The organism is Microbacterium helvum, from assembly GCF_014779795.1.
GTDB classification, from domain to species: Bacteria; Actinomycetota; Actinomycetes; order Actinomycetales; family Microbacteriaceae; genus Microbacterium; species Microbacterium helvum.
In genome coordinates this window covers 99,318-125,172 of the sequence record NZ_JACXZS010000007.1, presented here as the reverse complement: position 1 = coordinate 125,172, position 25,855 = coordinate 99,318, and the positions used below count along the sequence as shown (strand labels likewise).

Sequence of the window (25,855 nt, the reverse complement as noted above, 5' to 3'; positions counted from 1 at the left end):
CCCGATGGGCAACCTCACCGCGCTCTGGAACCGCGTCTACGCGGTGCTCGGCAAGCTGTCGATGTACCGCCTCGTGTACTTCGCGCTGGCGGCACTGGCCGTCGTGGCGCTGCTGCTGTCGTTCTTCGGCCTCGTCGGACCCGACCCCTGGCAGCTGATCGTCACGCTCGTGGTGCTGTCGGCGGTCTGCGTGGGGGTGGATGCCGCCGCCCAGCGAATGCTGAACCTTCCCTGGCGTCTCGAGTCGTCGCTCATCACCGCGCACATCCTGCTGTTCGTGCTGCGTCCGACACTCGAGCTCCTGGGCCTGGTCGGCATCGTGATCGCCGCTGCGGTGGCCTCGCTCTCGAAGTACGTGCTCGCCTGGCGAGGCCGGCACATCTTCAACCCGGCAGCCGTCGGCGCGACGGTGCTGACGCTGCTGAGCCTGGCGTGGCCCGATCTCGGCGCCTCGTCGTGGTGGGTGGGCACCCCCGCGCTCGCCGCACCGGTGATCCTGCTCGGGCTGGCGGTGCTGGTGCGCACCGAGAAGGTGCGCGTGATCTCGGTCTTCCTCGTGATCGCGGTGGCCGTCGCGGTGATCCGCACCGCGGCGATGTCTCAGTCGGCCGGGGTCGAGGTCGACACCTTCGATGTCCTGTGGCCCGTGCTGTGGTCCTCACCCTTCCTGTTCCTCGGCGCCTTCATGCTGTCCGAGCCGCTGACGCTCCCGCCTCGGCGCTGGCAGCAGTTCACGGTCGCCGCCGTGGTCGGCGTGCTGTGCGGCTGGCCCATCCCGATCGGCGAGATCACCCTGGGCCAGGAGCGGGCGCTGATGGTGGGCAACCTCGTCGCCTTCGCGTTCGCCCTGCGCACCGCCGTCCGGCTGACCCTGGTGTCGCGCACGGAACCCACCCCGACCGTGCAGGAGCTCACGTTCCGCGTGCACGACCGGCTGGCATTCCTGCCCGGCCAGTACCTGGAGCTCGAGGTGCCGCACCGTCACCCCGATGCCCGCGGCACGCGGCGCGAGTTCAGCATCGCCTCGGCGCCCGCCGACCTTCCGCTCGTGAAGGTCGCGTTCAAGGAGGGCAAGAGCGCGACGTCGCTGAGCTCGTACAAGCAGGCGCTCGCGCAGGTGCAGCCCGGCGACGCGCTGGCGATCACCGGTGTGTGGGGCGACTTCCTGCTGCCCAAGCGTGACACCGCGCCGATCCTCATGGTCGCCGCCGGCATCGGGGTCACGCCGTTCGTGTCGCAGCTGCGGCAGGCGACGGCCGCGGGAAGCGAGCGTGACGTCGTGCTCGTCTACGTCGCGTCGGACTCGTCCGAGCTCGCGTACCGCGAAGACATCGCCGCGTCCGGCGCCCGCGTCGTGGTCTTCACGCGCGACCGCCCGGCCGACCTCCCCGCCCACTGGGAGTGGGCCCAGGGTGTGCGGCTCGACGCGGACGGCCTCATGCGCGTCGTGCCCGACATCGCCTCGCGGCACGCATACATCTCGGGTCCTGCGGCCCTCATCGCCGATCTCGCGCCTGCGCTGGAGCGGGCCCGGTCGATCACGACCGACGCCTTCAGCGGGTACTGAACCGTCCGCCCCGGCCAGCCCCGGCCAGCCCCGGCCCATCGCGGCTCGTCGCGGATCGGGTCGGGTCGGGCGGAGAGGTCACGCGGCGTCGGTGGGGCGCGCGGGCAGGCGCACCTCGAACGTCGTGTCGCCGGGGGCGCTGTCGACGTGGATGCTGCCGCCGTGCGCGTCGACGATGGCCCGGGCGATCGAGAGCCCGAGGCCGGTGCCACCCGTCTGGCGGGCGCGTGAGCGATCGGCGCGCGAGAAGCGTTCGAACAGCTCGTCCTTGATCGCGGGGTCCACGCCCGGTCCGTCGTCGTGGACGATGAGGACGGCGTTGCTGCCCTCGCGGGCGACGCGCACGGTCACGACCGTGCCGGCCGGGGTGTGCGTGCGGGCGTTGGCGAGCAGGTTCGTGATGACCTGCTGCAGCCGCCCGGCGTCGCCGGCGATCGTCACGGGCTCCTCGCCGACCTCGAGCACCCAGTCGTGCTCGGCGGCGGTCGTGCGGATGTCGCCGACGGCGTCGATGGCGAGACGGGTCAGGTCGACGCTGCCGTAGACGAGCTCTTGACCCTCGTCGAGGCGCGCGAGCAGCAGCAGGTCCTCGACGAGCGAGGTCATCCGCAGCGACTGCGCCTGGATGCGCTCCAGCGACGACTCGGTCGTCTCGATGGTGCCGGCGTCCGGCGTCTCAGCCTGTCGAAGGGCGCGGCCGAGCGCCTTGAGCGAGAGCTCGGAGTAGCCGCGGATCGAAGCCAGCGGCGTCCGCAGCTCGTGGCTCGCGTCGGCCACGAAGGCGCGCATGCGCTCCTCGTTGCGCTGGCGGGCCGTGAGCGACTCGTCGACGTGGTCGAGCAGGCTGTTGAGCGCCGCCCCCACCCGCCCCACTTCGGTGCGCGGATCGGCCTCTGCGTCGGGCACGCGCTCGGTGATCGACACGGCGCCCTGGTCGAGCTTGAGGTTCGAGACGCGATCGGCCGTGTCGGCGACGGCGCGCAGCGGCGCGAGCCCGACGCGGATCGTCCAGGCCGTGGCGACGGTGAGCAGGATCAGGCCGCCGACGGTGAGCAGGGCGATCGTGGTGAGCATGCGCGTCATGGTGGCGGAGACGCCCGCACGCGACAGCCCGACGATCGCGAAGGCGTTGCCGCCGACGGGGACTCCCTCGATCCGGTACGTCCCGAGGTCCTCGACCGTGACGACGAACTGGCCGTGCTGCGTCGAGAGGCTCTTGTCGATCTCTTCGATCTGCGCCGCCGTGAGCGGGACCACGTCGCCGTCCTCGTCGACCACGGCGGCCGACGGGTCGGTCGTCGAGGTGCCGACGGCGAGGAAGTAGCCGGGTCGCCGGGGCTGCTGCTGCTGCAGGATCTCTTCGGCCGACTGACCGAGCACGATGTACCCGCGGACGAAATCCACGCTCTGCCGCGCGGCCTTCACGTCTGAATCCAGCTGCGCCTCCAGCACCCCCGCGAGGATCGCGCTGGTCGCCACCGCGACGAGCACCAGGATGAACGACGTGATCGACACGACCGTCGCGATGAGCTTGCGCTGCAGCGTCCACGGCCGGCGCAGACGCTCCTTCTTCGCGGAGGTCGCCTCGTCGCCCGCGCGCGGGGGAGCGGATGCCGCCACCGCCGGCGTCGCGGCGGTGGCGGCATCCCGATCCTCCGCCGGAGGCGTGGGAGAGGTGTCGGTCACTGCGGCGCCTTGATCATGTACCCCACGCCTCGCACGGTGTGGATGAGGGGCTCGTGGCCCGCGTCGATCTTCTTGCGCAGATACGAGATGTATAGCTCGACGACGCTGGAGCGTCCGCCGAAGTCGTAGTTCCACACGCGGTCGAGGATCTGCGCCTTCGACACGACGCGACGCTGGTTGCGCATGAGGTAGCGCAGCAGCTCGAACTCCGTCGCGGTCAGCTCGATCTCGGTGCCTGCTCGCTCGACCTCGTGGCTGTCCTCGTTGAGGGTGAGGTCTGCGACGCGGAGGATGGGCTCGGCGCCGGCCGCGTGGGCGGTGCCGGCGCGGCGCATGAGGCCGCGCAGCCGGGCGACGACCTCCTCCAGGCTGAACGGCTTGGTCACGTAGTCGTCGCCGCCCGCGGTGAGGCCGGCGACCCGGTCGGTGACCGCGTCCTTCGCGGTCAGGAACAGCACGGGGACGTCGTCGCCCGACTGGCGCAGCCGCTGCAGCACCGCCATGCCGTCGAGGTCGGGCATCATGATGTCGAGCACCATGGCGTCGGGCTCGAACTCGCGCGCGGTCTGCAGCGCCTCGAAGCCGGAGCCGGCGGTGCGCACCTCCCACCCCTCCATGCGCAGCGCCATCGACAGCAGGTCGGTGAGCATCTGCTCGTCGTCCACCACGAGCACGCGGAGGTTCGAGCCGTCGGGACGCAGAAGGGCGGGAGCGGGGGTCGTCATGCGTCCATTGTGAACGGCTTCCTATGTGGTTGCTATGGAGCGGGCTATGTTCCGGCTGTGAACCTCACCCACGTTTCGAATCGCGCACTTTGCAGTGTTTGCCCTCGGTCGGGCGCCGAGTGCGCGATTCGAACCGGGATGGATGCCGTCATTCATCAGTTCCTCATAGCTCGCGCTGGAAGTGCGCATGAGCGCTGTCCGTAGCGTCCTCACGACGGCCGGCATCCTGCCCGCCGGGAGGAGACCCCTAGACAGCTATGTTCATGACCTATCTGCGGCGGGAGCTTGCCGGCCGCAAGAAGCAGACGATCATCGTGGCGGCCGGCCTCGCGATCGCGATCGCCCTCGTGATGATCGTCAACTCGCTCGCCGCGGGGGTCAGCGCCGCGCAGGCGCAGGCGCTCCAGTCGGTATACGGAATCGGCACCGACCTGACGGTGACGGGCGCGCAGGCCGAGCCCGGGCAGGGCGGCGGCCAGCGCTTCGACTTCGGCGAGGACGGCGGCACCACCGGCGACGACGGCACCACCGAGCTCAGCCAGTCCCGGCTGATGACGGACTTCATGCGCGGCACGCTCGACGCGTCGACGCTCGACACGGTGACGGGGATCGACGGCGTCTCGGGGGCCTCCGCGGCGCTCAGCCTCACCAACACGACCTTCAACGGCGAGCTGCCGCAGCGCCCGACGGACTCGGGCGACGGATCCACCGACGCCGTGCAGGGCCCGCCGCAGCAGGGCGAGGGCGGCGGCGGCTTCGGCGGCGGCTCCTTCGATGTCGATTCGTTCACCGTGCTCGGCATCGACCCGTCGGCGGACGCGGTCGGCCCGCTCTCGGCCGTCGAACTCACGGACGGACGCGGCCTGGAGGCGTCGGACGAGGGTGCCTACGTCGCCGTGCTCGACTCGACGTACGCCACCACCTCCGACCTCGCGGTGGGCGACAGCATCGATGTCGGCGGCACCGACTTCGAGATCGTGGGAATCGTCACCTCCACGTCGGACTCGGCCGACACGGCGTCGAACGTCTACATCCCTCTCGACGTCGCGCAGGAGCTGTCGGGTGCCGGCGACGTCATCTCGACCGTCTACGTGCAGGCCGCGTCTTCGGACCAGATCAGCTCGGTGCAGACCTCGCTCGAAGCGGCCCTCCCGGACGCCACCGTCAGCTCGCAGGATGACCTCGCCTCGACCGTGTCGAGCTCTCTGTCCAGTGCCACGTCGCTCATCACCAACCTCGGCACGTGGCTGTCGATCATCGTTCTCGCGGTCGCGCTCGTGCTCGCCGTGCTGTTCACGATCTCGGGCGTCTCGCGGCGCACGCGGGAGTTCGGCACGCTCAAGGCGATCGGCTGGTCGAACGGTCGCGTCGTGGGGCAGGTCGCGGGGGAGTCGGTGGTCCAGGGGCTCATCGGCGGCATCATCGGTCTCGCCATCGGCTTCGCCGGCATCATCGCGATCAACCTCGTCTCGCCGACCATCTCGGCGGCGCCCTCCTCGCCGTCGCTCGGCGACGGCGGCGGGCCACAGATGGGCGGACCGGGCGGCGGCTTCATGGGCGCCGTGCAGCAGACGACGACCGACATCGTGCTGAGCGCGCCGATCACCGTGTGGGTCGTCGTGGCGGCGGTCGGCATCGCCGTCCTCGGCGGACTCGTCGCCGGCGCGTTCGGCGGCTGGCGCGCCGCGCGGCTGAGCCCCGCCGAAGCACTCCGATCGGTCGGCTGAGACGGCCGTGACCGACACGACACGCTGCGATGCGGCATCCACCCCTTCCCCTACCGAACCGGGAGACGACGACATGACCATGACCGACACCCAGCCGGCCGCGGACCCGGCTGCCGCGCCGCACGCCATCTACCGCCTCGAAGGCGTCACGCGCACGTACACCCAGAAGGGCCGCGTCGTGAAGGCCCTCGTCGGCGTGGACCTCGAGATCGAGGCGGGCGACTTCGTGACCATCCAGGGCCCCACCGGTGGCGGCAAGTCGACGCTGCTGCAGTTGCTGGGCGCGCTCGACCGGCCGACGACCGGCGCCGTGCACCTGGGCGACCTCGACATCGCGACGGCGACTGGCCGCGAGCTCGGCCGCATCCGCGCGCACGAGATCGGGTTCGTCTTCCAGGGGTTCAACCTCATTCCGACGCTCACTGCGCATGAGAACGTCGACATGGCGCTCGAACCGCTCGGTCTCTCGAAGGACGAGCGGACTGCCCGTGTGACCGAGGCGCTCGCGCACGTCGGGCTCGCCGAGCGCGGCGACCACCGACCCGGGGAGCTGTCGGGCGGTCAGCAGCAGCGCGTCGCGATCGCGCGCGCGATCGTCAAGCGCCCGCGCGTGCTGCTGGCCGACGAGCCGACGGGCAACCTCGACGAGAGCATGCGGGATGAGATCCTCGCGGTCCTGCAGAAGCTCAACGACGAGGGTCTCACTCTCATCGTCGTGACGCACGACTCCGCCGTCGCCCGGCGGGCGCGGCGCCGACTGCGTCTGGACAAGGGCGCGGTGCGCGACATCACGCGCTGAGCCGGGCCGGCTCTCAGCCGGCCGAGCGGGCGAAGGCCGCGATGCGATCGAAGAGCGCGTCGCGGCCTTCGTCGATCTGCTGCGCCTCGGGATGGGCGTCGAAGTACGCGAGGATGCGGCGTGCGCCCTCGTCGAACGTGATCGTGGTGCGGAACTCGGGGACGAGCTGCTGCACCTTCGACACGTCGAACACCATCGAGTGCGCCTTGTCGCCGATGAGCGTCGGTCCGAGCTCGGGCTCGAACGCCGCGATCGTCTCGGAGGCGACATGGACGAGGTCGAGGGATGCCGCACCCGCCGCGGCGGCGAGCCACCCGTAGATCTGGTTCCAGCTCGGCGCGTGGGTGCCGGTGATCGTGAATGCCTCGCCGATCGCGGCGGGGTTGCCGAGCAGCCCGGTGAACGCGACCGCGAAGTCGTCGCTGTGCGTGATGGTCCACAGGCTCGTGCCGTCGCCGTGCACGATGACAGGGCGCCCCTCGCGCATGCGCGCGATGTCGGTCCAGTGGCCGAGCGTCGGCAGCAGCCGCTCGTCGTAGGTGTGCGACGGGCGGATGATCGTGACCGGCAGCCCGCGCTCGCGGTGGGCCGCGACCAGGACGTCCTCGCAGGCGATCTTGTCGCGCGAGTACTGCCAGAACGGGTTGCGCAGCGGCGTCGACTCGGTCACCGGCAGCCGCCGCGGCGGCTTCTCGTACGCGGACGCCGAGCTGATGAACACGTACTGCCCCGTCCGCCCCTCGAACAGGTCGAGGTCGGTGGCGATGTGCTCGGGCGTGAACGCCAGGAACTCGGCCACGACGTCGTAGCGCTCGCCGTCGAGCGCGGCGCGCACGGATGCGGCATCGCGGATGTCCGCCTGGACGACGCGCACCTGGGGCGGCAGCGGCCGTCGCGCAGTGCCGCGGTTGAGGACGGTGACCTCGTGCCCGAGGTCGACGGAGCGGCGCACGCATGCCGCGCTGATGGTCCCGGTGCCGCCGATGTAGAGGATGCTCGTCACGCTGGCGAGCCTAGCCGCCGGCGGTGACACCGGGGGCCTGCACCGGCCTCGCACCTCGCGGAGAGCGAACACCCTGGATCGATGTCGGCGGCAGGTCCTACTCTGACCCCCATGAGCATCGACGAGTCCAACGTCAGCACTGCCGTCATCCGTCCGGGCGATTCCGACTGGGAGTCGGCCCGCAGATTCCACTCCGGCATCGGGGAGCCCGCTGCCATCATCCGTGCCACCTCGGTCGACGATGTGCGGGGCGCGCTGCGCTATGCCTCCGCCGAGCGGCTCGAAGTCATGATCCGCGGAGGCGGGCACAGCGCGTGGGGCGGGGTACCGGGCGGCCTGACGCTCGACATCTCGGCCCTCGACGACATCGCCGTCGACGGCACCCGCGTGCGGGTCGGCGGCGGCGCCCAGTGGGGTGCCGTGGCGCACGCGCTCGCGGCGCACGGCCTCGGCCTGAGCTCAGGCGACACCGCCTCCGTCGGCGTCGGCGGCCTGACGCTGGGTGGCGGCATCGGCTGGATGGTCCGCGCCTGGGGCCTCGCGTCCGACCAGCTGGTCGGCGCCGAGCTGGTCGCCGCGAACGGCGACGTGGTCGAGGTGTCCGATGCCACGCACCCCGAACTGATGTGGGCGCTGCGCGGCGGCGGCGGCAATTTCGGGGTCGTCACCCGGTTCGATTTCGAGGCGCACCCGCTCGACGGGGTCGTCGTCGGGGTCTACGGGATCGACGGCGACGTCGCCGCGACCCTCGGCGTGGTGCGCGACCTGCTCGCCGATGCGCCGCGCGAGCTCACCGTGACGTATATGGACGTGCCGCCGATGGACCCGAGCGCTCCGGCCGGTGCCGCGCTCACCGCCGTATGGGCGGGCACCGACGAGACCGCCGCACGCGCGGCGCTCGCCGCATTCGCGAACGCTTCCGGGGTGACCGAGCGCGAGTTCGGGGTGCAGGAGTACCCCGACGTGCTGATGGAGGCGCCCGAGTTCGACCCCGAGCATCCGATGCCCGGATTCGTGGGCGGCAACACGCTGCTGGCGGTGCTCGACGACGACACCATCGCTCAGCTCATCGGATTCCGCGCGCAGAATCCGGCGTCGGTCGTGCTGCTGCGCTCGCTCGGCGGCGCCTACGGCGACGTCGCGCAGGACGCCACGCCCTTCCCGGCTCGGGACGCGACGTGGTTCGCGATGGCCGGGGCATTCGACGTGCCCGGCATGCTCGACGCCGACGCGCGAGAGCGTGCCGTCGCCGTGTGGGGTGCCATCGAGGCGAAGGGCTCGGGCGTGTACGGCAACTTCATCGCGTCCGCCGACCCGTCTGTCGTGGCGCGCATGTATCCGCCCGCGACGATGGAGCGCCTCGCCGCCGTCAAGCGCCAGTGGGATCCGGGCAACGTCTTCTGCCGCAACCACAACGTCCGGCCGTGACGCCGATCGGCTGAAACGCCTGAGGGCGGGTCCCCGCTCGGGGACCCGCCCTCAGGCATTGTGGACGGAATCGTCAGTGCGTGTCCTCGGCCTCGATCTCGGAGCGGTCGGCCGACCACAGCGTGTGGAAGGTGCCCGGCTTGTCGATGCGCTTGTAGGTGTGCGCACCGAAGAAGTCGCGCTGCCCCTGGATGAGGGCGGCCGGCAGGCGCTCGGCGCGCAGACCGTCGTAGTACGCGAGCGACGACGAGAACGCGGGTGCCGGGATGCCGACCTTCGCCGACGTCGCGACGACCTCACGCCACGCGTCCTGCGCGCGGGTGAACACGTCGACGAAGAACGGCGCCGTGAGCAGCACCGACAGGTCCGGCGTCTCGACGTAGGCATCGGTGATGCGGTTGAGGAAGCGGGCGCGGATGATGCAGCCGCCGCGCCAGATCGCGGCGATCTTGCCGAGATCGATGTTCCAGCCGTACTCCGCGGCACCGGCGCGGATCTCGTCGAAGCCCTGCGAGTAGGCGACGATCTTCGACGCGTAGAGCGCGAGGCGCACCTGCTCGATGAACGCGTCGGCGTCGTCGGCCGTGAACCCCTCGTTGGGGCCGGGAAGGTCGCGCGAGATCTCTCGCTGCTCGGGGTGGCTCGACAGCGACCGGGCGAAGGTGGCTTCGGCGATGCCCGACACGGGGACGCCGAGTGACAGCGCGGTCTGCACGGTCCAGGCGCCGGTGCCCTTGGCGCCGGCCTGGTCGAGGATCACGTCGACGAGCGGCTTGCCCGTCTCGCCGTCGACCTGGCGGAGCACCTCGGCGGTGATCTCGATGAGGTAGGACTCGAGCTCGCCGCGGTTCCACTCGGCGAAGACCTCGGCGATCTCGGCGGGCGACTTGCCCGTGCCGCGGCGGATCAGGTCGTACGCCTCGGCGATGAGCTGCATGTCGGCGTACTCGATGCCGTTGTGGACCATCTTCACGAAGTGGCCGGCGCCGTCGTGGCCGACGTGTGTCACGCACGGCTCGCCTTCGGCGACAGCCGCGATCGAGCGCAGGATCGGACCGAGCGTGACCCACGACTCGTCCGAGCCGCCGGGCATGAGGGACGGGCCGAGCAGCGCGCCCTCCTCGCCGCCGGAGACGCCCATGCCGACGAAGTTCACACCGGTCTCGCGGACGGCCTTCTCGCGGCGGATCGTGTCGGTGAACAGCGCGTTGCCGCCGTCGACGATGATGTCGCCGGGCTCGAAGACCTCCAGCAGGGAGTCGATGACCGCGTCGGTGGGGCCTCCGGCCTTGACCATGATGATCGCGGTGCGCGGCTTCTGCAGCGACGCGGCGAACTCCTCGTAAGAGAAGGCGGGGACGAAGCCCGCCTCGGGGTGCTCGGCGACCAGTTCGTCGGTCTTCGCACGGCTGCGGTTGTACACCGCGACCGTGTTGCCCTCGCGCGAGGCCAGGTTGCGGGCGAGGTTCGACCCCATCACCGCAAGACCCACCACGCCGATGTTCGCTGCGTTCTCGGACACTCCAGCTCCTGTCGTCATTCCGTGATCCAGCCTAGAGTCTGGCCTGTCCGTGTTACACGAGATGGCCGGGGGCTCACGTCGTCCCGGGGGCCGTCGTGAGCAGCACGCGCTCGGGGCTGACGAGACGAGCCTAGTCGGCGTGGGGAGCACCGGCCGGTCCGATAGCGTGGGCGCGTGACGACGGCATTCCGGATCGTGGTGATGGGCCCGAGCGGCTCCGGAAAATCGGCGGCCGGCGGCGAGCTCGCTGCTGCGCTGGGCGTGCCCTTCTTCGACGCCGACGACCTGCATCCCGCGGCGAACGTCGCGAAGATGATGACGGGCACGCCGCTCGATGACGACGATCGGATGCCGTGGCTCGATGTCGTCGGAGCCACGCTGCACGACGCGCCCGGGGGAGCGGTGATGGCGTGCTCCGCGCTCGCACGGCGCTACCGCGACCGCATCCTCGCCGCGGCGCCGGACGTCGTGTTCGTCGAGCTGCGGGTTCCGCAGGCGGAGCTGTCGCGTCGCATGAACTCGCGGGAGCACTTCATGCCGCCGTCGCTGCTGATCTCGCAGCTGCAGACGCTGGAGCATCTTGAGCGCGATGAGCCCGGGATCGTCATCGCCGGCGACGTGCCGATGGCCGAGGTCGTCGCCTCGGCCGTCGAGGCGCTGGGCCGGTATCAGTCCTTGCGGTAGCCCGAACGGCCGAGGCCCCAGAACGCGAGGACCGTGCCGACGGCGCCGACCACGGCCATCGCGCCGATCAGCCAGAGCAGGGCGTGTGACCAGAAGCCGTAGTCCATGGGGTTCCTCCGTGGGAGCGGGAAGCAAGTGCGTTCCTCATCGTAGCGGGGGCGCTGGTAGACTCATGGCGAACTTCGGCGAGGGATTCCTCGCGCCTGCCGTCCGCGGTGGGCTGCGGCATCCGTGATCGACGCGGTGAAGCCGGCCTCAGGGCTTTCCTCACGCGCGCGCGTTCGAGTCGAATCACAGGCAGTCCCTGCCGCCCACATACCCAGGCCCGCTTCGCGCAGGCCCGCAGAGAACGGGGCCGTCGCGCCCCCGCAAGGAGAACCCATGTCGACTGAGACCGACACCAAGGTCCTGGCCGAGTTCCGCGAGAACTTCGGCAAGGGCTACGCCCGCCGCCTCCGCGCCGCCGGCAAGATCCCCGCCGTCATCTACGGTCACGGCACCGACCCCGTGCACGTCGCCCTTCCGGGCCACCAGGTGTCGCTGCTCATCCGTCGCGCCAACGCGGTGCTCGAGCTCGACCTCGACGGCAAGTCGCAGCTGACGCTGGTCAAGGACGTCCAGAAGGACCCGGTGCACCAGATCATCGAGCACATCGACCTCCTCGTCGTGAAGAAGGGCGAGAAGATCCAGGTCGACGTCCCCGTCGTCGTCGTGGGCGAGTCGTTCGCCGGCACCATCGCGAACCTCGACGCGCAGACCGTCGCGCTCGAGGTCGAGGCGACCCACATCCCCGAGCACATCGAGGTCGATGTCGAGGGCCTCGAAGAGGGCGCTCACATCACCGCCGGTGACCTCAAGCTGCCGAAGGGCGCCGCGCTCGTCGCCGACGCCGAGCTGCTCGTCGTCGCCATCTCGGTCCCGGCCGCGACCATCGCCGCCGAGGACGAGATCGCCGAGGCCGACGCCGAGGCCGCTGCCGAGCAGGCCGAGGCTGCGGAAGAAGCCGCCGCGGAGTAATCCCGTCACGAAGGCCCGCCACGACCGTCCGGTCCTGGCGGGCCTTCGTCATTCCCACGGCATACCGCCGCGGGCGCAACGCCGCGGGAAGCGGCGAGCGTCCGCCGCATGCCGAACGGGTACGCTCGTGGGGGCTCGCGGCCGTCCGCGCGGGCCGGAGAGGAGGCCGGCATGGCCGAGAACACGTGGCTCGTCGTCGGGCTCGGAAACCCCGGCCCCCGCTACGAGCTGACCCGGCACAATGTCGGCCAGCTCGTCGTCGACGAGCTCGCCGGCCGCCGCAGCGAGACCTTCAAGGCGCACAAGGCGAACGCGCGCGTCGTCGAGACCTGGCTGCGGCCGGGCGGGCCGAAGCTCGTGCTCGCGAAGGCCAACACCTTCATGAACGTGTCGGGCGGGCCGGTCGCGGGGCTCGCGAAGTTCTACGGCATCGATCCGTCGCACGTCGTCGTCGTGCACGACGAACTCGACATCCCGTTCGACACCATCAAGTTGAAGATCGGCGGCGGCCACGGCGGCCACAACGGCGTTCGCGACATCGCCAAGGCGCTGAACACGCCCGAGTTCCCGCGGGTGCGGGTGGGCATCGGCCGCCCGTCGGGGCGGCAGGATCCGGCCGACTGGGTGCTCGACCCGTTCGGGGCCACCGAGCGCAAGAACCTCCCGATCCTCGTCGGCGACGCCGCCGACGCCGTCGAGCAGCTGGTCGACGAAGGCCTTCTGGCCGCGCAGCAGAAGCACCACGCGCCGCGCGTGTGACAACGGCGGTCTGGCGAGACGACTCCCGGGTCAGCCGCCGATGCCGGTGCCCGCGGCGAGACCCGACATCAGCACGCCCTGCACGACACCGCCGAACACGATGGGCCCGATCGCTGCGACGACGATCGCGGCGATGCCGAGGCCGCGGCCGCGCCGGCTGACGGTGGCGACGATGCCCTGCACCAGCGCCCACACTCCGAGGACCGTGCCGAACCAGAACGACACCTCGCCCAGCAGCACCCAGTCCCGCACCGGCGTCAGGATGGACCAGTCCCAGCTTCCGTCCATGGGCAGGTACGCGAGCCCCTTGCCCGCCCCGAGACCGATGTTGAAGCCCGCGATGGCCCCGCCGACCGTCGCGCCCAGCGTGGCCACGAGGGCCAGCACGAGCGCCGTCAGCCCGAGACCGCTGCCGTGACGGGACGGTGCCGGTGGACGTGACGGTGCGGCCGGGGCCGCCGGCATCCCGAATCCCTGCGGTGCCGCGTAGCCGGCGGGCGGGGCGTACGCGCCCGACGAAGCCGGCGCCGCGCCGGACGGCGTCCCGAACGGGGGAGCACCCGGCGGTGCCCATCCACCCGGAGCAGCGGGCGGGTTCTGGGGCGCATCTGGCGTCGTCACGCCCCCGATCTTAGGAGCGCGACGGCGCCGGGGTCCCGTTCGCGCCGCGATGTCGGCGCCGCGCCGTAGACTCGTCCGGTGACAGTTCCCGGGATCGTGCGCGCCCTCGAACAGGCGGAAGCCTTCCGGGACGCGGTGGCCGCGGCATCCGTCGATGCCGACTTCTCACTCGTCGAAGGGCTCGACGCCCCGTTGCTGGCGGCGCTGATCGAGAAGCGGCGTGCCGCGGGCCGCCCGCCTCTCTTGCTGCTGATCGCGCCGACCGGTCGTCGCGCCGAGTCGCTCGGCCCCGCGCTGGGTGCGCTGCTGCCGGGCGCCGAGGTGCTGCACTTCCCCGCGTGGGAGACGCTCCCGCACGAGCGCCTGAGCCCCAGCACCGAGACGGTCGGCGCGCGGCTGGAGGTCCTGACGCGCGTCGCGCGATGGGATGCCGCGACCCCTCTCGTGATCACGGCCTCTGTGCGCGGCGCGCTGCAGCCGCTGGCAGGCGGGCTGACTGCTGTCGCTCCCGTCGGGCTCGTCCGTGGCGGGCGCGGCCAGGAGCTCGGCGATGTCGTGACGCGTCTTGTGGAGCTCGCGTACCACCGCGTCGACATGGTGTCGCGCCGCGGGGAGTTCGCCGTCCGCGGCGGCATCCTCGACGTGTTCCCGCCGACGGCGCCGCACCCCTACCGGGTGGAGTTCTTCGGCGACGAGGTCGACGAGATGCGCGCGTTCTCGGTGGCCGATCAGCGGTCGCTCCCGGGCGAGGTGCGCGAGATCTCCCTCATGGCCAGTCGGGAGCTGCTGCTGACCGACGGCGTGCGCGGGCGTGCGCGTCAGCTGAAGGACGAGTTCCCCGGCCTCACGGGCATGCTCGAGAAGATGGCCGAGGGCATCCCGGTCGAGGGCATGGAATCGCTGCTGCCGGCCGTGGTCGACAGCATCGTCACCCTCGTGGACTACCTGCCCGAAGGCGCCGGAGTCGCGCTGGTCGATCCCGAGCGCGCCGTCACGCGCGCGATCACGCTCGGCGAGACGAACCGCGAGTTCCTCGACGCGGCCTGGAGCGCGGCCACGGCGGGCGCGAAGACGCCCGTCGACCTCGGCGCGGGCGACTTCCTGTCGCTGCCCGAGCTGCGCGAGGCCACGCACGCCCGAAGCGGCGTGTGGTGGACGTTGAGCGCGTTCGATTCAGGAGAGGCGGATGCCGCAGCCGCCCTTCGACAGGCTCAGGGACAGGATTACGACGGCCCGATCAGCACCGACATCGATGTCGCGCTCGAAGCGTCGGCCGCCATCCGCGTCCCCGGGACGGCGGTCCCGTCGTTCCAGGGCAACGTCGAGGGCGCCACCGACCACGTGGGCGCGCTGCTCGCGGACGGCTGGCGGGTCGTGGTCGCGGCATCCGGAACCGGGCTCGTCGAGCGCGCACGCGACGTGCTCGCCGACCGGGGGATCGCGGCGCGCAAGGTGGACGAGGTGCTCCACGCCCCCGAGCCCGGCGTCGCGCATGTCGTCGTGAGTGTGCTCGAGCGGGGGTTCGAGTCGCCCGACGCGAAGCTCGCCGTGCTCACCGAGTCCGAGTTCTACGGCCGCACGATCGGCGGCGACACGCGCGTCGTCAAGAAGCTCGCGTCCCGCCGAAAGGCGGTCGTCGACCCGCTGCAGCTGAAGGCGGGCGACTACGTCGTGCATGCCACGCACGGCATCGGCAAGTTCGTCGAGCTCACGCAGCGCGAGGTCTCCAGCGGCGGGCGCAATGCCGTCAAGAGCGTGCGCGAGTACCTCGTGCTCGAATACGCGCCGTCCAAGCGCGGGTATCCCGGCGACAAGCTGTTCGTCCCGACCGATCAGCTCGATCTGCTGTCGCGGTACGTCGGCGGCGAGGCGCCGAGCCTGTCGAAGATGGGCGGCAGCGACTGGGCGCAGGCAAAGAGCAAGGCACGCAAGGCCGTCCGCGACATCGCCGTCGAGCTCGTCAAGCTGTACTCGGCGCGCATGGCGTCCAAGGGCCACGCGTTCGGGCCCGACACGCCGTGGCAGCGCGAGCTCGAAGAGGCGTTCCCGTTCGCCGAGACCCCCGACCAGCTCCAGACGATCGACGAGATCAAGGCCGACATGGAGAAGCCGATCCCGATGGACCGGCTGCTCTCGGGCGACGTCGGATTCGGCAAGACCGAGGTTGCGGTGCGCGCCGCCTTCAAGGCGATCCAGGACGGCAAGCAGGTCGCGATGCTCGTGCCGACGACCCTGCTCGTCAAGCAGCACATGGAGACGTTCACCGAGCGCTTCGCCGGGTTCCCGGTCAAGGTGCGTCCGCTGTCGCGGTTCCAGACCGACAAGCAGGCGCGCGAGACCCTCGCGGGTCTCACCGACGGGACGGTCGACATGGTGATCGGCACGCACCGCATCCTCACCGAGAAGGTGATCTTCAAGGACCTCGGGCTCATGATCATCGACGAGGAGCAGCGCTTCGGGGTCGAGCACAAGGACCAGCTGAAGAAGCTCAAGACCAACGTCGACATCCTCGCGATGAGCGCCACGCCCATCCCGCGCACGCTCGAGATGGCCGTGACCGGCATCCGTGAGATGTCGACGCTGCAGACCCCGCCCGAGGACCGGCATCCCATCCTGTCGTACGTCGGCCCGCGCAACGACAAGCAGATCGCCGCGGCGATCCGGCGCGAGCTGCTGCGCGAGGGCCAGGTGTTCTACGTCCACAACCGCGTGCAGTCGATCCAGCGCGTCGCGTCCGAGCTCGCCGAGCTCGTGCCCGAGGCTCGCATCGCCGTGGCCCACGGGCAGATGGGCGAGCACATGCTGGAGCAGGTCGTCGACGACTTCTGGGAGCGCAAGGCGGACGTGCTCGTGTCGACGACGATCATCGAGACCGGCCTCGACATCTCGAACGCGAACACGATCATCATCGACCGCGCCGACAAGTACGGCCTCAGCCAGCTGCACCAGCTGCGCGGCCGCGTCGGCCGTGCCCGGGAGCGCGCGTACGCGTACTTCCTCTACGACGACATGAAGCCGCTCAGCGAGACCGCGGCCGACCGTCTCGAGACGATCGCCGTCAACAATGACCTCGGCTCGGGCATGCAGGTGGCGCTCAAGGACCTCGAGATCCGCGGCGCCGGCAATCTGCTGGGCGCCGAGCAGGCCGGTCACATCGCGGGCGTCGGCTTCGACCTGTACCTGCGCATGATCGGCGAGGCCGTCGCGACGTTCCGCGGCGAAGAGACCGAGGGACCGACCGAGCTGCGCCTCGAGCTGCCCGTGCAGGCCCGCATCCCCGAGTCGTACATCGACAGCGAGCGCCTGCGGCTGGAGGCCTACCAGAAGCTGTCGGCCGCGGCATCCCTCACCGCCAAGGACGACGCGATCGACCTCGTGATCGAAGAGCTCACCGACCGCTACGGCGAACCGCCCTCCGAGGTCGAGGGGCTGCTCGCGATCGCGCGTCTGCGCCGCCGCGCCGCGCAGGCCGGCCTCGCGGACGTCGTCGCGATGGGGCCGAACCTGCGGGTGGCGCCGGCGAATCTGCCCGATTCGATGCGCGTGCGGCTGCAGCGCCTGTACCCGAAGGCGAAGCTCGTCGCGAACGGCGAGGCGATGGTCGTGCCGCTGCCGACGGCCGGCGGAGAGTCGCTGGGCGACACCGAACTGATCGCGTGGGTCGGTCAGCTGCTCGATCAGCTGTGGCCCGAGAAGAAGCCCGAGGCGGCGGCCGCGGACTCGTGAGCCGCTGACACGGTGCGGGGCGCCCCACCGGACGCCCCGCGCCGCGTCACATCCGCCTCACGCGCGGGTCGCTGAGAACCGCTGCTGCGCGGCGTCGTACTCGACGACGCGCACGCGCAGCTCGACGCCCGGATCGGCCGCCGTGCCGCGCACCAGGCCGGGCACGCCGGCGCACTCCACGAGAACGCCGAACGGCACGACCTTCGTCACTGTCGCGGTGACCACGTCACCGGCGGCGATGGTCTGCTCGCTCATGCATCCACCCCCTCTCGCTGTCGGGGCGAAGAAGGATGGGCCGATCACGAGCCGGTCGGGTCGCCTCTCCTTGTCGTGCCGCGCAGCGCGTCCGGCACCATCCCGATCTTCACGGCGGCGACGCTACCAGACGGTCGCGGTCGCGGGGCGCATGAAGACGGGGAACCGGATGCCGCGGCATCCGGTTCCCCGTCTGTGAAGCGCTCTGGCGTCAGATGACGCCCTGGGCGAGCATGGCGTGCGCGACGCGCTCGAAGCCCGCGCAGTTGGCGCCGGCGACGTAGTCGCCCGGACGGCCGTACTTCTCGGCGGCGGTGAAGGCGGCGTGGTGCACGTTCGCCATGATGCCGCGGAGCTTCGCCTCGCTGTCGTCGAAGTTCCAGCGCTGGCGGGCGGCGTTCTGGCTCATCTCGAGTGCCGAGGTGGCGACGCCGCCGGCGTTGGCCGCCTTGCCCGGCGCGAACAGCACTCCGGCGCCCTGCAGCACCTCGACGGCCTCGGGGGTCGAGGGCATGTTGGCGCCCTCGGCGACGGCGCGCACGCCGTTCGCGACGAGCGCGCGGGCGTCATCGGCATCGAGCTCGTTCTGGGTCGCCGACGGCACGGCCACGTCGACCGGGACCCGCCACGGGCGCTCGCCCTCGACGTAGGTCGCGCCCGGGCGCCGCGCCGCGTACTCCGAGATGCGGCCGCGCTCGACCTCTTTGATCTGGCGCAGCAGGTCGACGTCGATGCCGGCCTCGTCGAGGACGTAGCCCGACGAGTCCGACGCGGTCACCGCAGTGGCGCCGAGCTGGTGGGCCTTCTCGATCGCGTAGATCGCGACGTTGCCCGAGCCCGACACGCCGACGCGCTTGCCGTGCAGCGTCTCGCCGTGGACGGCGAGCATCTCTTCGACGAAGAACACCGCGCCGTAGCCGGTCGCCTCGGTGCGCACCTCTGCGCCGCCCCACTGCACACCCTTGCCGGTGAACATGCCCGACTCGTGGCGGTTGGTGATCTTGCGGTACTGGCCGAACAGGTACCCGATCTCGCGGGCGCCCACGCCGATGTCGCCCGCGGGGACGTCGGTGTGCTCGCCGAGGTGACGGTAGAGCTCGCTCATGAACGACTGGCAGAAGCGCATGATCTCGGCGTCGGACCGGCCGTGGGGGTCGAAGTCGCTGCCGCCCTTCGCGCCGCCGATGCCCTGCCCGGTGAGCGCGTTCTTGAAGATCTGCTCGAAGCCGAGGAACTTGATGATCGAGAGGTTCACCGAGGGGTGGAACCGCAGGCCGCCCTTGTACGGGCCGAGCACCGACGAGAACTGGATGCGGTAGCCGCGGTTGACCTGCAGGCGCCCGGCGTCGTCGACCCACGGCACCCGGAACATGATCTGCCGCTCGGGCTCGACGATCCGTTCGAGGATGCCGCCGTCGACGAACTCGGGGTGGGTGTCGAGCACCGGTGCGATCGACTCGAGCACTTCGTGGACGGCCTGGAGGAACTCGGGCTCGTGGGGGTTGCGGGCTTCGACAGTGTCCAGGACGAGCCGGATGGTGTCGTTGGAGGTCAGGGTGGTCACTGAGGACATGGGGTGGTGCTTTCGGAAGGCCAGCAGAAAGGGCGACGTCGTCGGCGCCTTTTCACCCTACATACCGTGCGGGCCGGGCTCGCACGTGTGACGCCCTGTGCGGCGGCTACGCTTGCCCTGATCCGATCCACGACGGCGGGAGACGGCGACGATGCGTTTCGAGCACCTCGGGGCTGAGCCCCGCATCCATCCGACGGCGGTCGTCGCGGCGACCGCGGTGATCAGCGGCGACGTCGCGATCGGGCCGGACTGCCAGATCCTGCACGGCGCGGTGATCACCGCCGAGGGCGGCGCGATCACCCTCGGTGCGAACGTCATCGTGATGGAGAACGCGCTCATCCGTGCGACCTCGACGAACCCGGTGCACATCGCCGACCACGTGCTGGTCGGCCCGATGGCGAGCGTGTCGGGCGCGGTGATCGAGGAAGAGGTGTTCCTGGCCACCGGTACCCGCGTCTTCAACGGCGCCCGCATCGGCGCCCGCAGCGAGGTGCGCATCAACGCCGTGGTGCACCTGCGGACGACGCTGCCCGCCGAGACGACCGTGCCGATCGGCTGGGTCGCGGTCGGCGATCCGCTGCAGGTGCTGCCGCCGGACCGCCACGAAGAGATCTGGGCGGCGCAGCGCGAGCTCGACTTCCCGGGCTACGTGTTCGGGCTCGACCGCGAGACCCCTGATCTGATGGTGCAGCTCACCGAGCGCTACGGCCGCAGCCTCGCCCGGCACGCCGACGACCGACGACTGGACTGAGCCTCTCGACGCCTGGCCTCAGCCGCGCTCGAGCGCCGCGGTGCGTCGCAGCCAGCTGGCCGGATCGGCCGCGTGGTAGATCTGCTCGGACGCCTCGATGCGGTCGAGGAAGCCGCGGTAGAGGGTCGCCTGGCGCAGCGCGCCGTAGGGTGCGAGCAGCTCCAGCGCCCGCGCGGGGTCAGACCCCGGGACGGCCGTGCGCCACGCGGAGGTCCAGTGCGTCGTGAGCCGGGATGCCGCGGCCGCCGGCATCCGCTCCATGAAGGCCGCGTGGTCCAGCAGCGGGTGGCCGATGCCGCTGTCGCCCCAGTCCAGCAGCACGAGGTGGTCGTCGTCGCCGCGCAGATTGCCCGGGTGGAAGTCGCCGTGGACGAGGGTGTCGGGCAGCCCGCACATCGCGAGGTCGGCCTCGAGCCGGGGGAGGCGCGCGATGAGGCTCGCCACCGCGGTGCGATCGTCCGCGTCGACGTCGTCGGCGAGGGCGAGAGTGCGCTCGGCCATCGGTGCGAGCGACGTCGGCGTCCACCGCGGCATCGGCGGCAGCGTCGCGGGATCGACGGACGACTGGATGCCGACGAGCAGGTCGATCATGCGCCGCGCGGTGTCGGGGCCGGCACCGTAGCGGTCGTCGCCGGGCACGTCTGCCAGCAGCACCGCGTCGTCGGCGCGGGCGAGGAGCCGCGGCACGGCGTACGCCTGCAGGCGCTCGAGCACCGCGCCCTCGTGCGAGAAGAACGGCGGCACGGCCTTGAGCCACACGATGCCGGAATCGGCGGCGAGGCGCCACAGCGCAGACAGGTTCCAGGTGCGGATCTGCTCAGGCTCACCGGTGACCGCGATGCCCTGCGCGGCGAGCGCCGCCTGCGCCCACAGCAGGTACCCGTCCGGTCCACCGGGCTTCGCCCACGCCATGCGCAGCGGCGCGTCGGCGATGAGCGAGGCCTCCCCGTCGTAGAGGGGGAGATCCGGCCGCTCCGAAACCTCGGCGACGTACACGACCTCTTCGGCGCGATCCCCCTCGCGCGGCGTCACCCGGGCGAGGCGCAGCAGCGTCGGCGTGATCCCGAGGGTGGCTCCTGCGGCGCCGAGCACGGCGGGAACTTCACGCCAGTCCCACTCCGGCTCGGAGCCGGGATCGGGCGCGACCGTGAACGGCGCGGTCACTCCGAGCGGCGTGCCGCCCGGGAGCACCAGCACCAGCCGGACCGAGAGCCCGGGCTCCGTGGCCACCGGCTCACCCGGTGTTCTGCAGACCGGCCGCGACGCCCGAGACCGAGAGCAGCAGCAGGCGCTGCAGCTCGGGATCGACAGGAGCATCCTGCGGCGCTTCGCGCAGGGCGCGCAGCGCCCGCAGCTGCAGCAGCGACAGCGCATCGACGTAGGGGCTGCGCATCTTGACGGCCCGCTGCAGCACCGGCTTGTTTCCGAGCAGCTCGGTGCCGCCGGTCACGCGGATCACCCAGTCGCGCGTGAGGTGCATCTCGTCGCGCACGAGGGCGGCCAGGTCGTCTCGGTCGCCGAGCTCGAGGTAGTGCCGGGCGATGCGGTCGTCGGTCTTCGCGAGGCTCATGGCGACGTTGTCGATCAGGGTGCGGAAGAGCGGCCACTCCTGGTAGGCGCGCTGCAGCAGCGGCTCGTCGCCGACGGTCTGCAGCGCGGTGCCCAGGCCGAACCAGCCCGCCAGGTTGATGCGTGCCTGCGTCCACGCGAACACCCAGGGGATGGCACGCAGGTCTTCGAGCGACTCGACCGACAGGCCGCGGCGGGCAGGCCGCGAGCCGAGAGCGAGCAGGCCGATCTCTTCCATCGGGGTGACGCGGGCGAACCAGGGTGCGAAGCCGGGCGCCTTGACGAGCGAGAAGAAGCGCTCGCGGGATGCCGCATCCATCGTGGCGGCGACGTCCGCATAGCGATCGGCGGCCGCGCGGTTGCGCTCCTCGTTCGAGGGAGCGGAGGCGAGCAGGATGGCGGCGGCGACCTGGTCGATGTGGCGGATGGCGATGGCCGGGTCGCCGTAGCGGGCGAAGATGACCTCGCCCTGCTCGGTGAGCTTGAACCGGCCGTCCACCGAGTGCGGCGGCTGGGCGAGGATGGCGGAGTTGGCGGGACCGCCGCCGCGACCGAGGGCGCCGCCGCGGCCGTGGAAGAGCGTCAGCTCGATGCGGTTCTCGTCGGCCCAGGCCGCGATCTCGGCCTGCGCCTGGTACAGCGCGAGGTTGGCGGCGACGGGGCCGACGTCCTTCGACGAGTCCGAATAGCCGAGCATGACCTCCAGCCGGCGGCCGGTCGCGTCCAGGCGCGCGGCGAACTCGGGGTGATCCACGATCTCGGCGAGGATGCGCGGCGCCGCCTGCAGATCGGCGAACGTCTCGAACAGCGGAATGACGTCGAGCACGGGCGGGGTGCCGTCGGGCCCGACGGCGAAGCGTGCCAGCTTGTGGACGTTGGCGAGGTCGTCGGCCGACTGCGTGAACGACACGATGTACCGGCCTGCGGCGCGCGGCCCGTAGCGCTCCTGCAGGAACGCGATCGTGCGGATGACGTCGAGCACCTCTTCGGCCAGCTCGCTGCGGGGCGCTCCCGACTCGAGCTCGGCGAGCACCTTGGCGTGCACGGCGGAGTGCTGACGGACCTCGAGCTCGGTCAGGTGGAAGCCGTACGTCTCGACCTGCCACAGCAGCTGCTGCAGGTGCCCGTACGCCTGACGCGGCGCACCCGCCTGCACGAGCGAGTCCTGCACGGTGCGCAGGTCGGCGAGCAGGTGCTCGGGGTCGCGGTACGCGAGGTCGGCGTTGCGCTTGCGCGTCGCGTCGATCTTGCGCGCGATGAGCAGCATGATGCGGCGGTGCGGCTCGTCGGGGGAGCGCTTGGCGATGTCTTTCGCGGCGTCCTCGTCGGCGGCACGCAGACGCTGCCACAGCGCGATCAGCGCGTCGCTCGGCGGCGTCGTCGCGGCATCGAGGGTGAGGGTGCGGCCGATGCGGCTGGCGGTGTGCTCCAGACCGAGCAGGACGTGCTCGCTCGCGATCGCGGACGCCTTGCGGGTGACGGATGCCGTCACGAAGGGGTTGCCGTCCCGGTCGCCGCCGACCCATGAGCCCACACGCACGAAGGGGCGCACGATGGGCGCCTTGCCGCCGGCATCCACACCCTGCAGGGCGTCGTCGATGCGGCGGTAGACGTGCGGGACGGCGGTGTAGAGCGTGTCGTCGAAGACGGCCATGACGGCGCGCACCTCGTCGGTGGGCGACGGCTTCTCGGGGCGCAGCGGCGCGGTGCGCCAGAGCGTGTCGATCTCTTCGAGCATGCGGCGCTGGGCGCGGCGCTCATCGGCGCCCCCGGACTGCGCGAGGTCGTGCTCGCCGAGGAGCGACGCGAGGCGGCGGATGCTGGTCGACACGGCGCGGCGGCGGGCCTCGGTCGGATGCGCGGTGAAGACGGGGTGGAAGCGCATGCTCTGCAGGTGCTCCAGGGCGGCGTCCGCGCCGACCTCGTCGGCGAGCTTGGCGTACGCGGACGCCACGGTGTCGGCCTGACCGCCGGACTCGGGGTGCCCGTTTCGCTCGCGCAGCACGCGCACGCGCTGATGCTCCTCGGCGAGGTTGACGAGGTGGAAATAGGCGGTGAAGGCCCGGGCGACCTCGTCGGCGCGGGCGATCGTGAACGAGTCGGCGATCGCTGCGGCACGGGCGAACGCCTCGGGCGTCTCGTCGGTGTAGGCCTGGATGGTCGCGGTGCGCAGGCGCTCGACGTCCTCGTACAGCCCGGGGGAGCCGCTCTCACGCAGCACCTGACCGAGGAGCGTGCCCAAGAGGCGCACGTCGCCGCGCATGCTCTCGGGAATACCCTGCTCGGCCTCGAATCGCCCGACGAGGTCGATCGCTTCGGTGTTGGTGAGTTCGCGCATCCATCCAGGCTAACGGTGCATCGTTTCGTCGTTGTCACGGCGGACGCTGTGTGACGACCGCTCCACAGGTGCCCTCGCTAGACTGGCCCGCGGAGCGCCGGGAAGTCTGGTCGGCACGTCCCTGTCGACCCTTCGCGTCGACCCGCGAACGCCCTCACGGAGGCCCGATGTCGCTTCTTCGCTCCGCCAGATTCCCCGCCATCGTCCTGCTCGTGGCCGCAGCCCTTGGGCTGGTGGTCGCCAATTCGCCCGCCGCCGGACCGGTGGATGCCGTCATGCATTCGTACCTCGGAATCCCGGGCGTCTTCGAGCTCAGCGTGTCGCACTGGATCAAGGACGGCCTGCTGGCGATCTTCTTCTTCGTGGTCGCCGTCGAGCTGCAGTACGAGCTCACCAGCGGCCAGCTGAACTCTGCGCGCAAGGCGCTGCAGCCGGCGATCGCCGCCGCCGGCGGCGTGGTGCTGCCGATCGTCCTCTACGCCGTCATCGCCTGGGGATCGGACGCGGTCGACGGCTGGCCGATCCCCACCGCCACCGATATCGCGTTCGCGCTCGGCGTGCTGGCGGTGTTCGGGAAGGGGCTGCCGTCGGCGCTGCGGGTGTTCCTGCTCGCCCTGGCGATCCTCGACGACATCGTCGGCATCGTCTTCATCGCCGTGCTCTTCACGTCCGACGTGAACTTCGGCGCGCTCGCCGGGGCCGCCGTCGCGGTGGTCGCGTTCGGCATCCTGAGCCGTCAGCTCGACACGCGGGCACGTGTGCCTATCGCGATCATGCTCGTCGTGCTCGCGATCGCGGCCTGGGTGCTCGTGTACCTCTCGGGCGTGCACGCGACGATCGCGGGCGTCGTGCTCGGGCTCGCAATGGCGCAGCGACCTGCGCTGCGCGTGCGGCACGAGCTGGAGCCGTGGGTGAACGTCATCGTGCTGCCCGTGTTCGCGTTCTCGGCGGCGCTCGTCGCGATCCCGTCGGTGCCGCTGTCACAGCTGTCGCCGGCGTTCTGGGGCGTGCTGGTGGCGCTGCCGGTCGGCAAGCTCGTGGGTATCTCGCTGTTCGGTTGGGTGTCGCTGCGCGTCGCGCACCGCGGGGGACCGCCTCCCTTGGCCTTCGCGGACCTGCTGGCCGCCGGAGCCCTCGGCGGCATCGGCTTCACGGTGTCGCTGCTGCTGTCCGAGCTCGCGTTCGCCGACGCGCCGCCGCTGCGCGACCAGGCGACGCTCGGCGTGCTGGCAGGGTCGGTCGTTTCGCTCCTCCTGGCCGCGGGGCTCGTATCGTGGCGGGCATGGCACCATCGACGCCTGACGGCGACCGCCCAGAAGCCCGCGTAGTCCCCACCGACCCCGACGCGCTCCGGGAGGCAGCGCTCGTCATGCACGCCGTGCGCGACCGGTGCGTCTGGACGCAGCAGATCGACCACCGCGCCCTCGTGCCGTACCTCGTGGAAGAGAGCGCCGAGCTCATCGACGCCGTCGAGGAGGGGTCACGGGACGAGCTGCGCGAAGAGCTCGGCGACCTGCTGTGGCAGGTGCTGTTCCACTCCGAGATCGCCTCGCGCGACCCCGAAGACCCGTTCGACATCGACGACGTCGCGCGCGGGCTCACCGACAAGATGGTGCGGCGGCATCCTCACGTCTTCGGCGACGCGATCGCGACCACGCCCGAAGAGGTGCTGGTGCATTGGAACGCCGCGAAGGCGGCCGAGAAGAGCGCACGGACGAGCGTGCTCGACGGGGTCAGTGAGCGGATGCCGAGCCTGGCGCTCGCGCAGAAGCTCCTGTCGAAGGCGTCCCAGGCCGGTGTCGTGCCGGCGGTGCCGTCCCGCGAGCCGCCGGCATCCGAGGCCGAGCTCGGCGACGCACTGCTCGCCCTCGTCGCGACCGCGCGGGCGAACGGGTGGGACGCCGAGCGGGCGCTCCGCGAGCGACTGCGCGCGCTGCAGTCCGAGATCCGCGCGTCCGAGGGCGCCTGAGCCCTCACCCAGATCAGGAGATCTCGCTGAGACAGGACGATTTCGCAACGAACGACCTGCGTACGCGAGATCTCCTGTTTTCGGCAAGCGAGGCCCAGCCAGCAGAATGGATGCGTGGCATCCGTGAACCCGCCGC

Annotated in this window: 21 protein-coding genes; 11 read left to right on the top strand and 10 right to left on the bottom strand. The window is 71.2% G+C overall.

Annotated elements, in window-relative coordinates:
* Positions 1-4 precede the first annotated feature (4 nt).
* A complete protein-coding gene (locus tag IF188_RS11970; protein WP_191172035.1) occupies positions 5-1,567 on the top strand; it encodes an FAD-dependent oxidoreductase in 1,563 nt (520 codons plus the stop codon).
* Between the two features lie 78 nt (positions 1,568-1,645).
* Here the strand turns inward: IF188_RS11970 and IF188_RS11965 are convergent, their stop codons facing one another.
* Both IF188_RS11965 and IF188_RS11960 read right to left on the bottom strand, forming a co-directional pair.
* Positions 1,646-3,253, bottom strand: a complete 1,608-nt coding sequence (locus IF188_RS11965) for a sensor histidine kinase (protein WP_318152867.1) — start codon at positions 3,251-3,253, stop codon at positions 1,646-1,648.
* Complete coding sequence (locus IF188_RS11960) at positions 3,250-3,978, bottom strand: response regulator transcription factor (RefSeq protein ID WP_191172034.1); 729 nt, start codon at positions 3,976-3,978, stop codon at positions 3,250-3,252. The genes IF188_RS11965 and IF188_RS11960 overlap by 4 nt, the downstream gene beginning before the upstream one ends.
* A 257-nt stretch (positions 3,979-4,235) precedes the next feature.
* Here IF188_RS11960 and IF188_RS11955 point away from each other — a divergent pair, with 257 nt between their 5' ends.
* Together IF188_RS11955 and IF188_RS11950 are read left to right on the top strand one after the other, a co-directional pair.
* On the top strand, positions 4,236-5,705 hold the full coding sequence (locus IF188_RS11955; protein WP_191172033.1) for an ABC transporter permease: 1,470 nt from the start codon (positions 4,236-4,238) through the stop codon (positions 5,703-5,705).
* A gap of 73 nt (positions 5,706-5,778) precedes the next feature.
* Complete coding sequence (locus IF188_RS11950) at positions 5,779-6,504, top strand: ABC transporter ATP-binding protein (RefSeq protein ID WP_191172032.1); 726 nt, start codon at positions 5,779-5,781, stop codon at positions 6,502-6,504.
* A 13-nt stretch (positions 6,505-6,517) separates the two neighbouring features.
* Here the strand turns inward: IF188_RS11950 and IF188_RS11945 are convergent, their stop codons facing one another.
* Complete coding sequence (locus IF188_RS11945; RefSeq protein WP_191172031.1) at positions 6,518-7,507, bottom strand: NAD-dependent epimerase/dehydratase family protein; 990 nt, start codon at positions 7,505-7,507, stop codon at positions 6,518-6,520.
* A 111-nt stretch (positions 7,508-7,618) separates the two neighbouring features.
* Between IF188_RS11945 and IF188_RS11940 the strand changes: the two genes are divergently transcribed.
* On the top strand, positions 7,619-8,935 hold the full coding sequence (locus IF188_RS11940) for an FAD-binding oxidoreductase (protein ID WP_191172030.1): 1,317 nt from the start codon (positions 7,619-7,621) through the stop codon (positions 8,933-8,935).
* Between the two features lie 73 nt (positions 8,936-9,008).
* Here IF188_RS11940 and gndA read toward each other — a convergent pair whose 3' ends face one another.
* Positions 9,009-10,475, bottom strand: a complete 1,467-nt coding sequence (gene gndA / locus IF188_RS11935; RefSeq protein ID WP_191172029.1) for an NADP-dependent phosphogluconate dehydrogenase — start codon at positions 10,473-10,475, stop codon at positions 9,009-9,011.
* 156 nt (positions 10,476-10,631) lie between these two features.
* Here gndA and IF188_RS11930 point away from each other — a divergent pair, with 156 nt between their 5' ends.
* On the top strand, positions 10,632-11,141 hold the full coding sequence (locus tag IF188_RS11930; protein ID WP_318152866.1) for a gluconokinase: 510 nt from the start codon (positions 10,632-10,634) through the stop codon (positions 11,139-11,141).
* Here the strand turns inward: IF188_RS11930 and IF188_RS20400 are convergent.
* Complete coding sequence (locus IF188_RS20400) at positions 11,126-11,248, bottom strand: hypothetical protein (protein ID WP_263575379.1); 123 nt, start codon at positions 11,246-11,248, stop codon at positions 11,126-11,128. The genes IF188_RS11930 and IF188_RS20400 overlap by 16 nt on opposite strands.
* A gap of 274 nt (positions 11,249-11,522) precedes the next feature.
* On the opposite strand from IF188_RS20400, the gene IF188_RS11925 reads away from it, so the two are divergent.
* Positions 11,523-12,158: a 50S ribosomal protein L25/general stress protein Ctc gene (locus tag IF188_RS11925; protein ID WP_191172028.1), complete on the top strand. Its 636-nt coding sequence runs from the start codon at positions 11,523-11,525 to the stop codon at positions 12,156-12,158.
* Positions 12,159-12,329: 171 nt separating this feature from the next.
* A complete protein-coding gene (pth, locus tag IF188_RS11920) occupies positions 12,330-12,917 on the top strand; it encodes an aminoacyl-tRNA hydrolase (protein WP_191172027.1) in 588 nt (195 codons plus the stop codon).
* 30 nt (positions 12,918-12,947) lie between these two features.
* Here pth and IF188_RS11915 read toward each other — a convergent pair whose 3' ends face one another.
* Positions 12,948-13,538: a hypothetical protein gene (locus IF188_RS11915; protein WP_191172026.1), complete on the bottom strand. Its 591-nt coding sequence runs from the start codon at positions 13,536-13,538 to the stop codon at positions 12,948-12,950.
* A gap of 78 nt (positions 13,539-13,616) precedes the next feature.
* On the opposite strand from IF188_RS11915, the gene mfd reads away from it, so the two are divergent.
* Positions 13,617-17,264 (top strand): transcription-repair coupling factor, encoded by a 3,648-nt coding sequence (gene mfd / locus IF188_RS11910; RefSeq protein ID WP_191172025.1) that lies wholly within the window; start codon positions 13,617-13,619, stop codon positions 17,262-17,264.
* Between the two features lie 57 nt (positions 17,265-17,321).
* On the opposite strand, the gene IF188_RS11905 is transcribed toward mfd, so the two are convergent.
* Both IF188_RS11905 and gdhA read right to left on the bottom strand, forming a co-directional pair.
* On the bottom strand, positions 17,322-17,519 hold the full coding sequence (locus tag IF188_RS11905; protein ID WP_191172024.1) for a S1 RNA-binding domain-containing protein: 198 nt from the start codon (positions 17,517-17,519) through the stop codon (positions 17,322-17,324).
* Between the two features lie 211 nt (positions 17,520-17,730).
* Positions 17,731-19,092, bottom strand: coding sequence for an NADP-specific glutamate dehydrogenase (gdhA, locus tag IF188_RS11900; protein ID WP_191172023.1), 1,362 nt, complete (start codon positions 19,090-19,092; stop codon positions 17,731-17,733).
* A 151-nt stretch (positions 19,093-19,243) separates the two neighbouring features.
* Between gdhA and IF188_RS11895 the strand changes: the two genes are divergently transcribed.
* Complete coding sequence (locus tag IF188_RS11895) at positions 19,244-19,843, top strand: gamma carbonic anhydrase family protein (protein ID WP_191172022.1); 600 nt, start codon at positions 19,244-19,246, stop codon at positions 19,841-19,843.
* Positions 19,844-19,861: 18 nt separating this feature from the next.
* On the opposite strand, the gene IF188_RS11890 is transcribed toward IF188_RS11895, so the two are convergent.
* Both IF188_RS11890 and IF188_RS11885 read right to left on the bottom strand, forming a co-directional pair.
* Entirely contained in the window at positions 19,862-21,073 is a 1,212-nt protein-coding gene (locus IF188_RS11890; protein WP_191172021.1) for a phosphotransferase, read from the bottom strand.
* 4 nt (positions 21,074-21,077) lie between these two features.
* Positions 21,078-23,750, bottom strand: coding sequence for a phosphoenolpyruvate carboxylase (locus IF188_RS11885; RefSeq protein WP_191172020.1), 2,673 nt, complete (start codon positions 23,748-23,750; stop codon positions 21,078-21,080).
* Positions 23,751-23,917: 167 nt separating this feature from the next.
* Here IF188_RS11885 and nhaA point away from each other — a divergent pair, with 167 nt between their 5' ends.
* Positions 23,918-25,078 (top strand): Na+/H+ antiporter NhaA, encoded by a 1,161-nt coding sequence (gene nhaA, locus IF188_RS11880; protein WP_191172019.1) that lies wholly within the window; start codon positions 23,918-23,920, stop codon positions 25,076-25,078.
* A complete protein-coding gene (locus tag IF188_RS11875; RefSeq protein WP_191172018.1) occupies positions 25,033-25,719 on the top strand; it encodes a MazG family protein in 687 nt (228 codons plus the stop codon). The genes nhaA and IF188_RS11875 overlap by 46 nt, the downstream gene beginning before the upstream one ends.
* Positions 25,720-25,855 lie beyond the last annotated feature (136 nt).

Bases quoted from the DNA above. Each gene is read 5' to 3' on its own strand.
- IF188_RS11950 (WP_191172032.1), top strand. From the start codon at position 5,779: ATGACCATGACCGACACCCAGCCGGCCGCGGACCCGGCTGCCGCGCCG.
- IF188_RS11955 (WP_191172033.1), top strand. From the start codon at position 4,236: ATGTTCATGACCTATCTGCGGCGGGAGCTTGCCGGCCGCAAGAAGCAG.
- IF188_RS11970 (WP_191172035.1), top strand. From the start codon at position 5: ATGGGCAACCTCACCGCGCTCTGGAACCGCGTCTACGCGGTGCTCGGC.
- IF188_RS11905 (WP_191172024.1), bottom strand. From the start codon at position 17,519: ATGAGCGAGCAGACCATCGCCGCCGGTGACGTGGTCACCGCGACAGTG.
- IF188_RS11940 (WP_191172030.1), top strand. From the start codon at position 7,619: ATGAGCATCGACGAGTCCAACGTCAGCACTGCCGTCATCCGTCCGGGC.
- IF188_RS11895 (WP_191172022.1), top strand. From the start codon at position 19,244: ATGCGTTTCGAGCACCTCGGGGCTGAGCCCCGCATCCATCCGACGGCG.
- IF188_RS11925 (WP_191172028.1), top strand. From the start codon at position 11,523: ATGTCGACTGAGACCGACACCAAGGTCCTGGCCGAGTTCCGCGAGAAC.
- IF188_RS11875 (WP_191172018.1), top strand. From the start codon at position 25,033: ATGGCACCATCGACGCCTGACGGCGACCGCCCAGAAGCCCGCGTAGTC.
- IF188_RS20400 (WP_263575379.1), bottom strand. From the start codon at position 11,248: ATGGACTACGGCTTCTGGTCACACGCCCTGCTCTGGCTGATCGGCGCG.
- gndA (WP_191172029.1), bottom strand. From the start codon at position 10,475: ATGACGACAGGAGCTGGAGTGTCCGAGAACGCAGCGAACATCGGCGTG.
- IF188_RS11960 (WP_191172034.1), bottom strand. From the start codon at position 3,978: ATGACGACCCCCGCTCCCGCCCTTCTGCGTCCCGACGGCTCGAACCTC.
- IF188_RS11885 (WP_191172020.1), bottom strand. From the start codon at position 23,750: ATGCGCGAACTCACCAACACCGAAGCGATCGACCTCGTCGGGCGATTC.
- pth (WP_191172027.1), top strand. From the start codon at position 12,330: ATGGCCGAGAACACGTGGCTCGTCGTCGGGCTCGGAAACCCCGGCCCC.
- gdhA (WP_191172023.1), bottom strand. From the start codon at position 19,092: ATGTCCTCAGTGACCACCCTGACCTCCAACGACACCATCCGGCTCGTC.
- nhaA (WP_191172019.1), top strand. From the start codon at position 23,918: ATGTCGCTTCTTCGCTCCGCCAGATTCCCCGCCATCGTCCTGCTCGTG.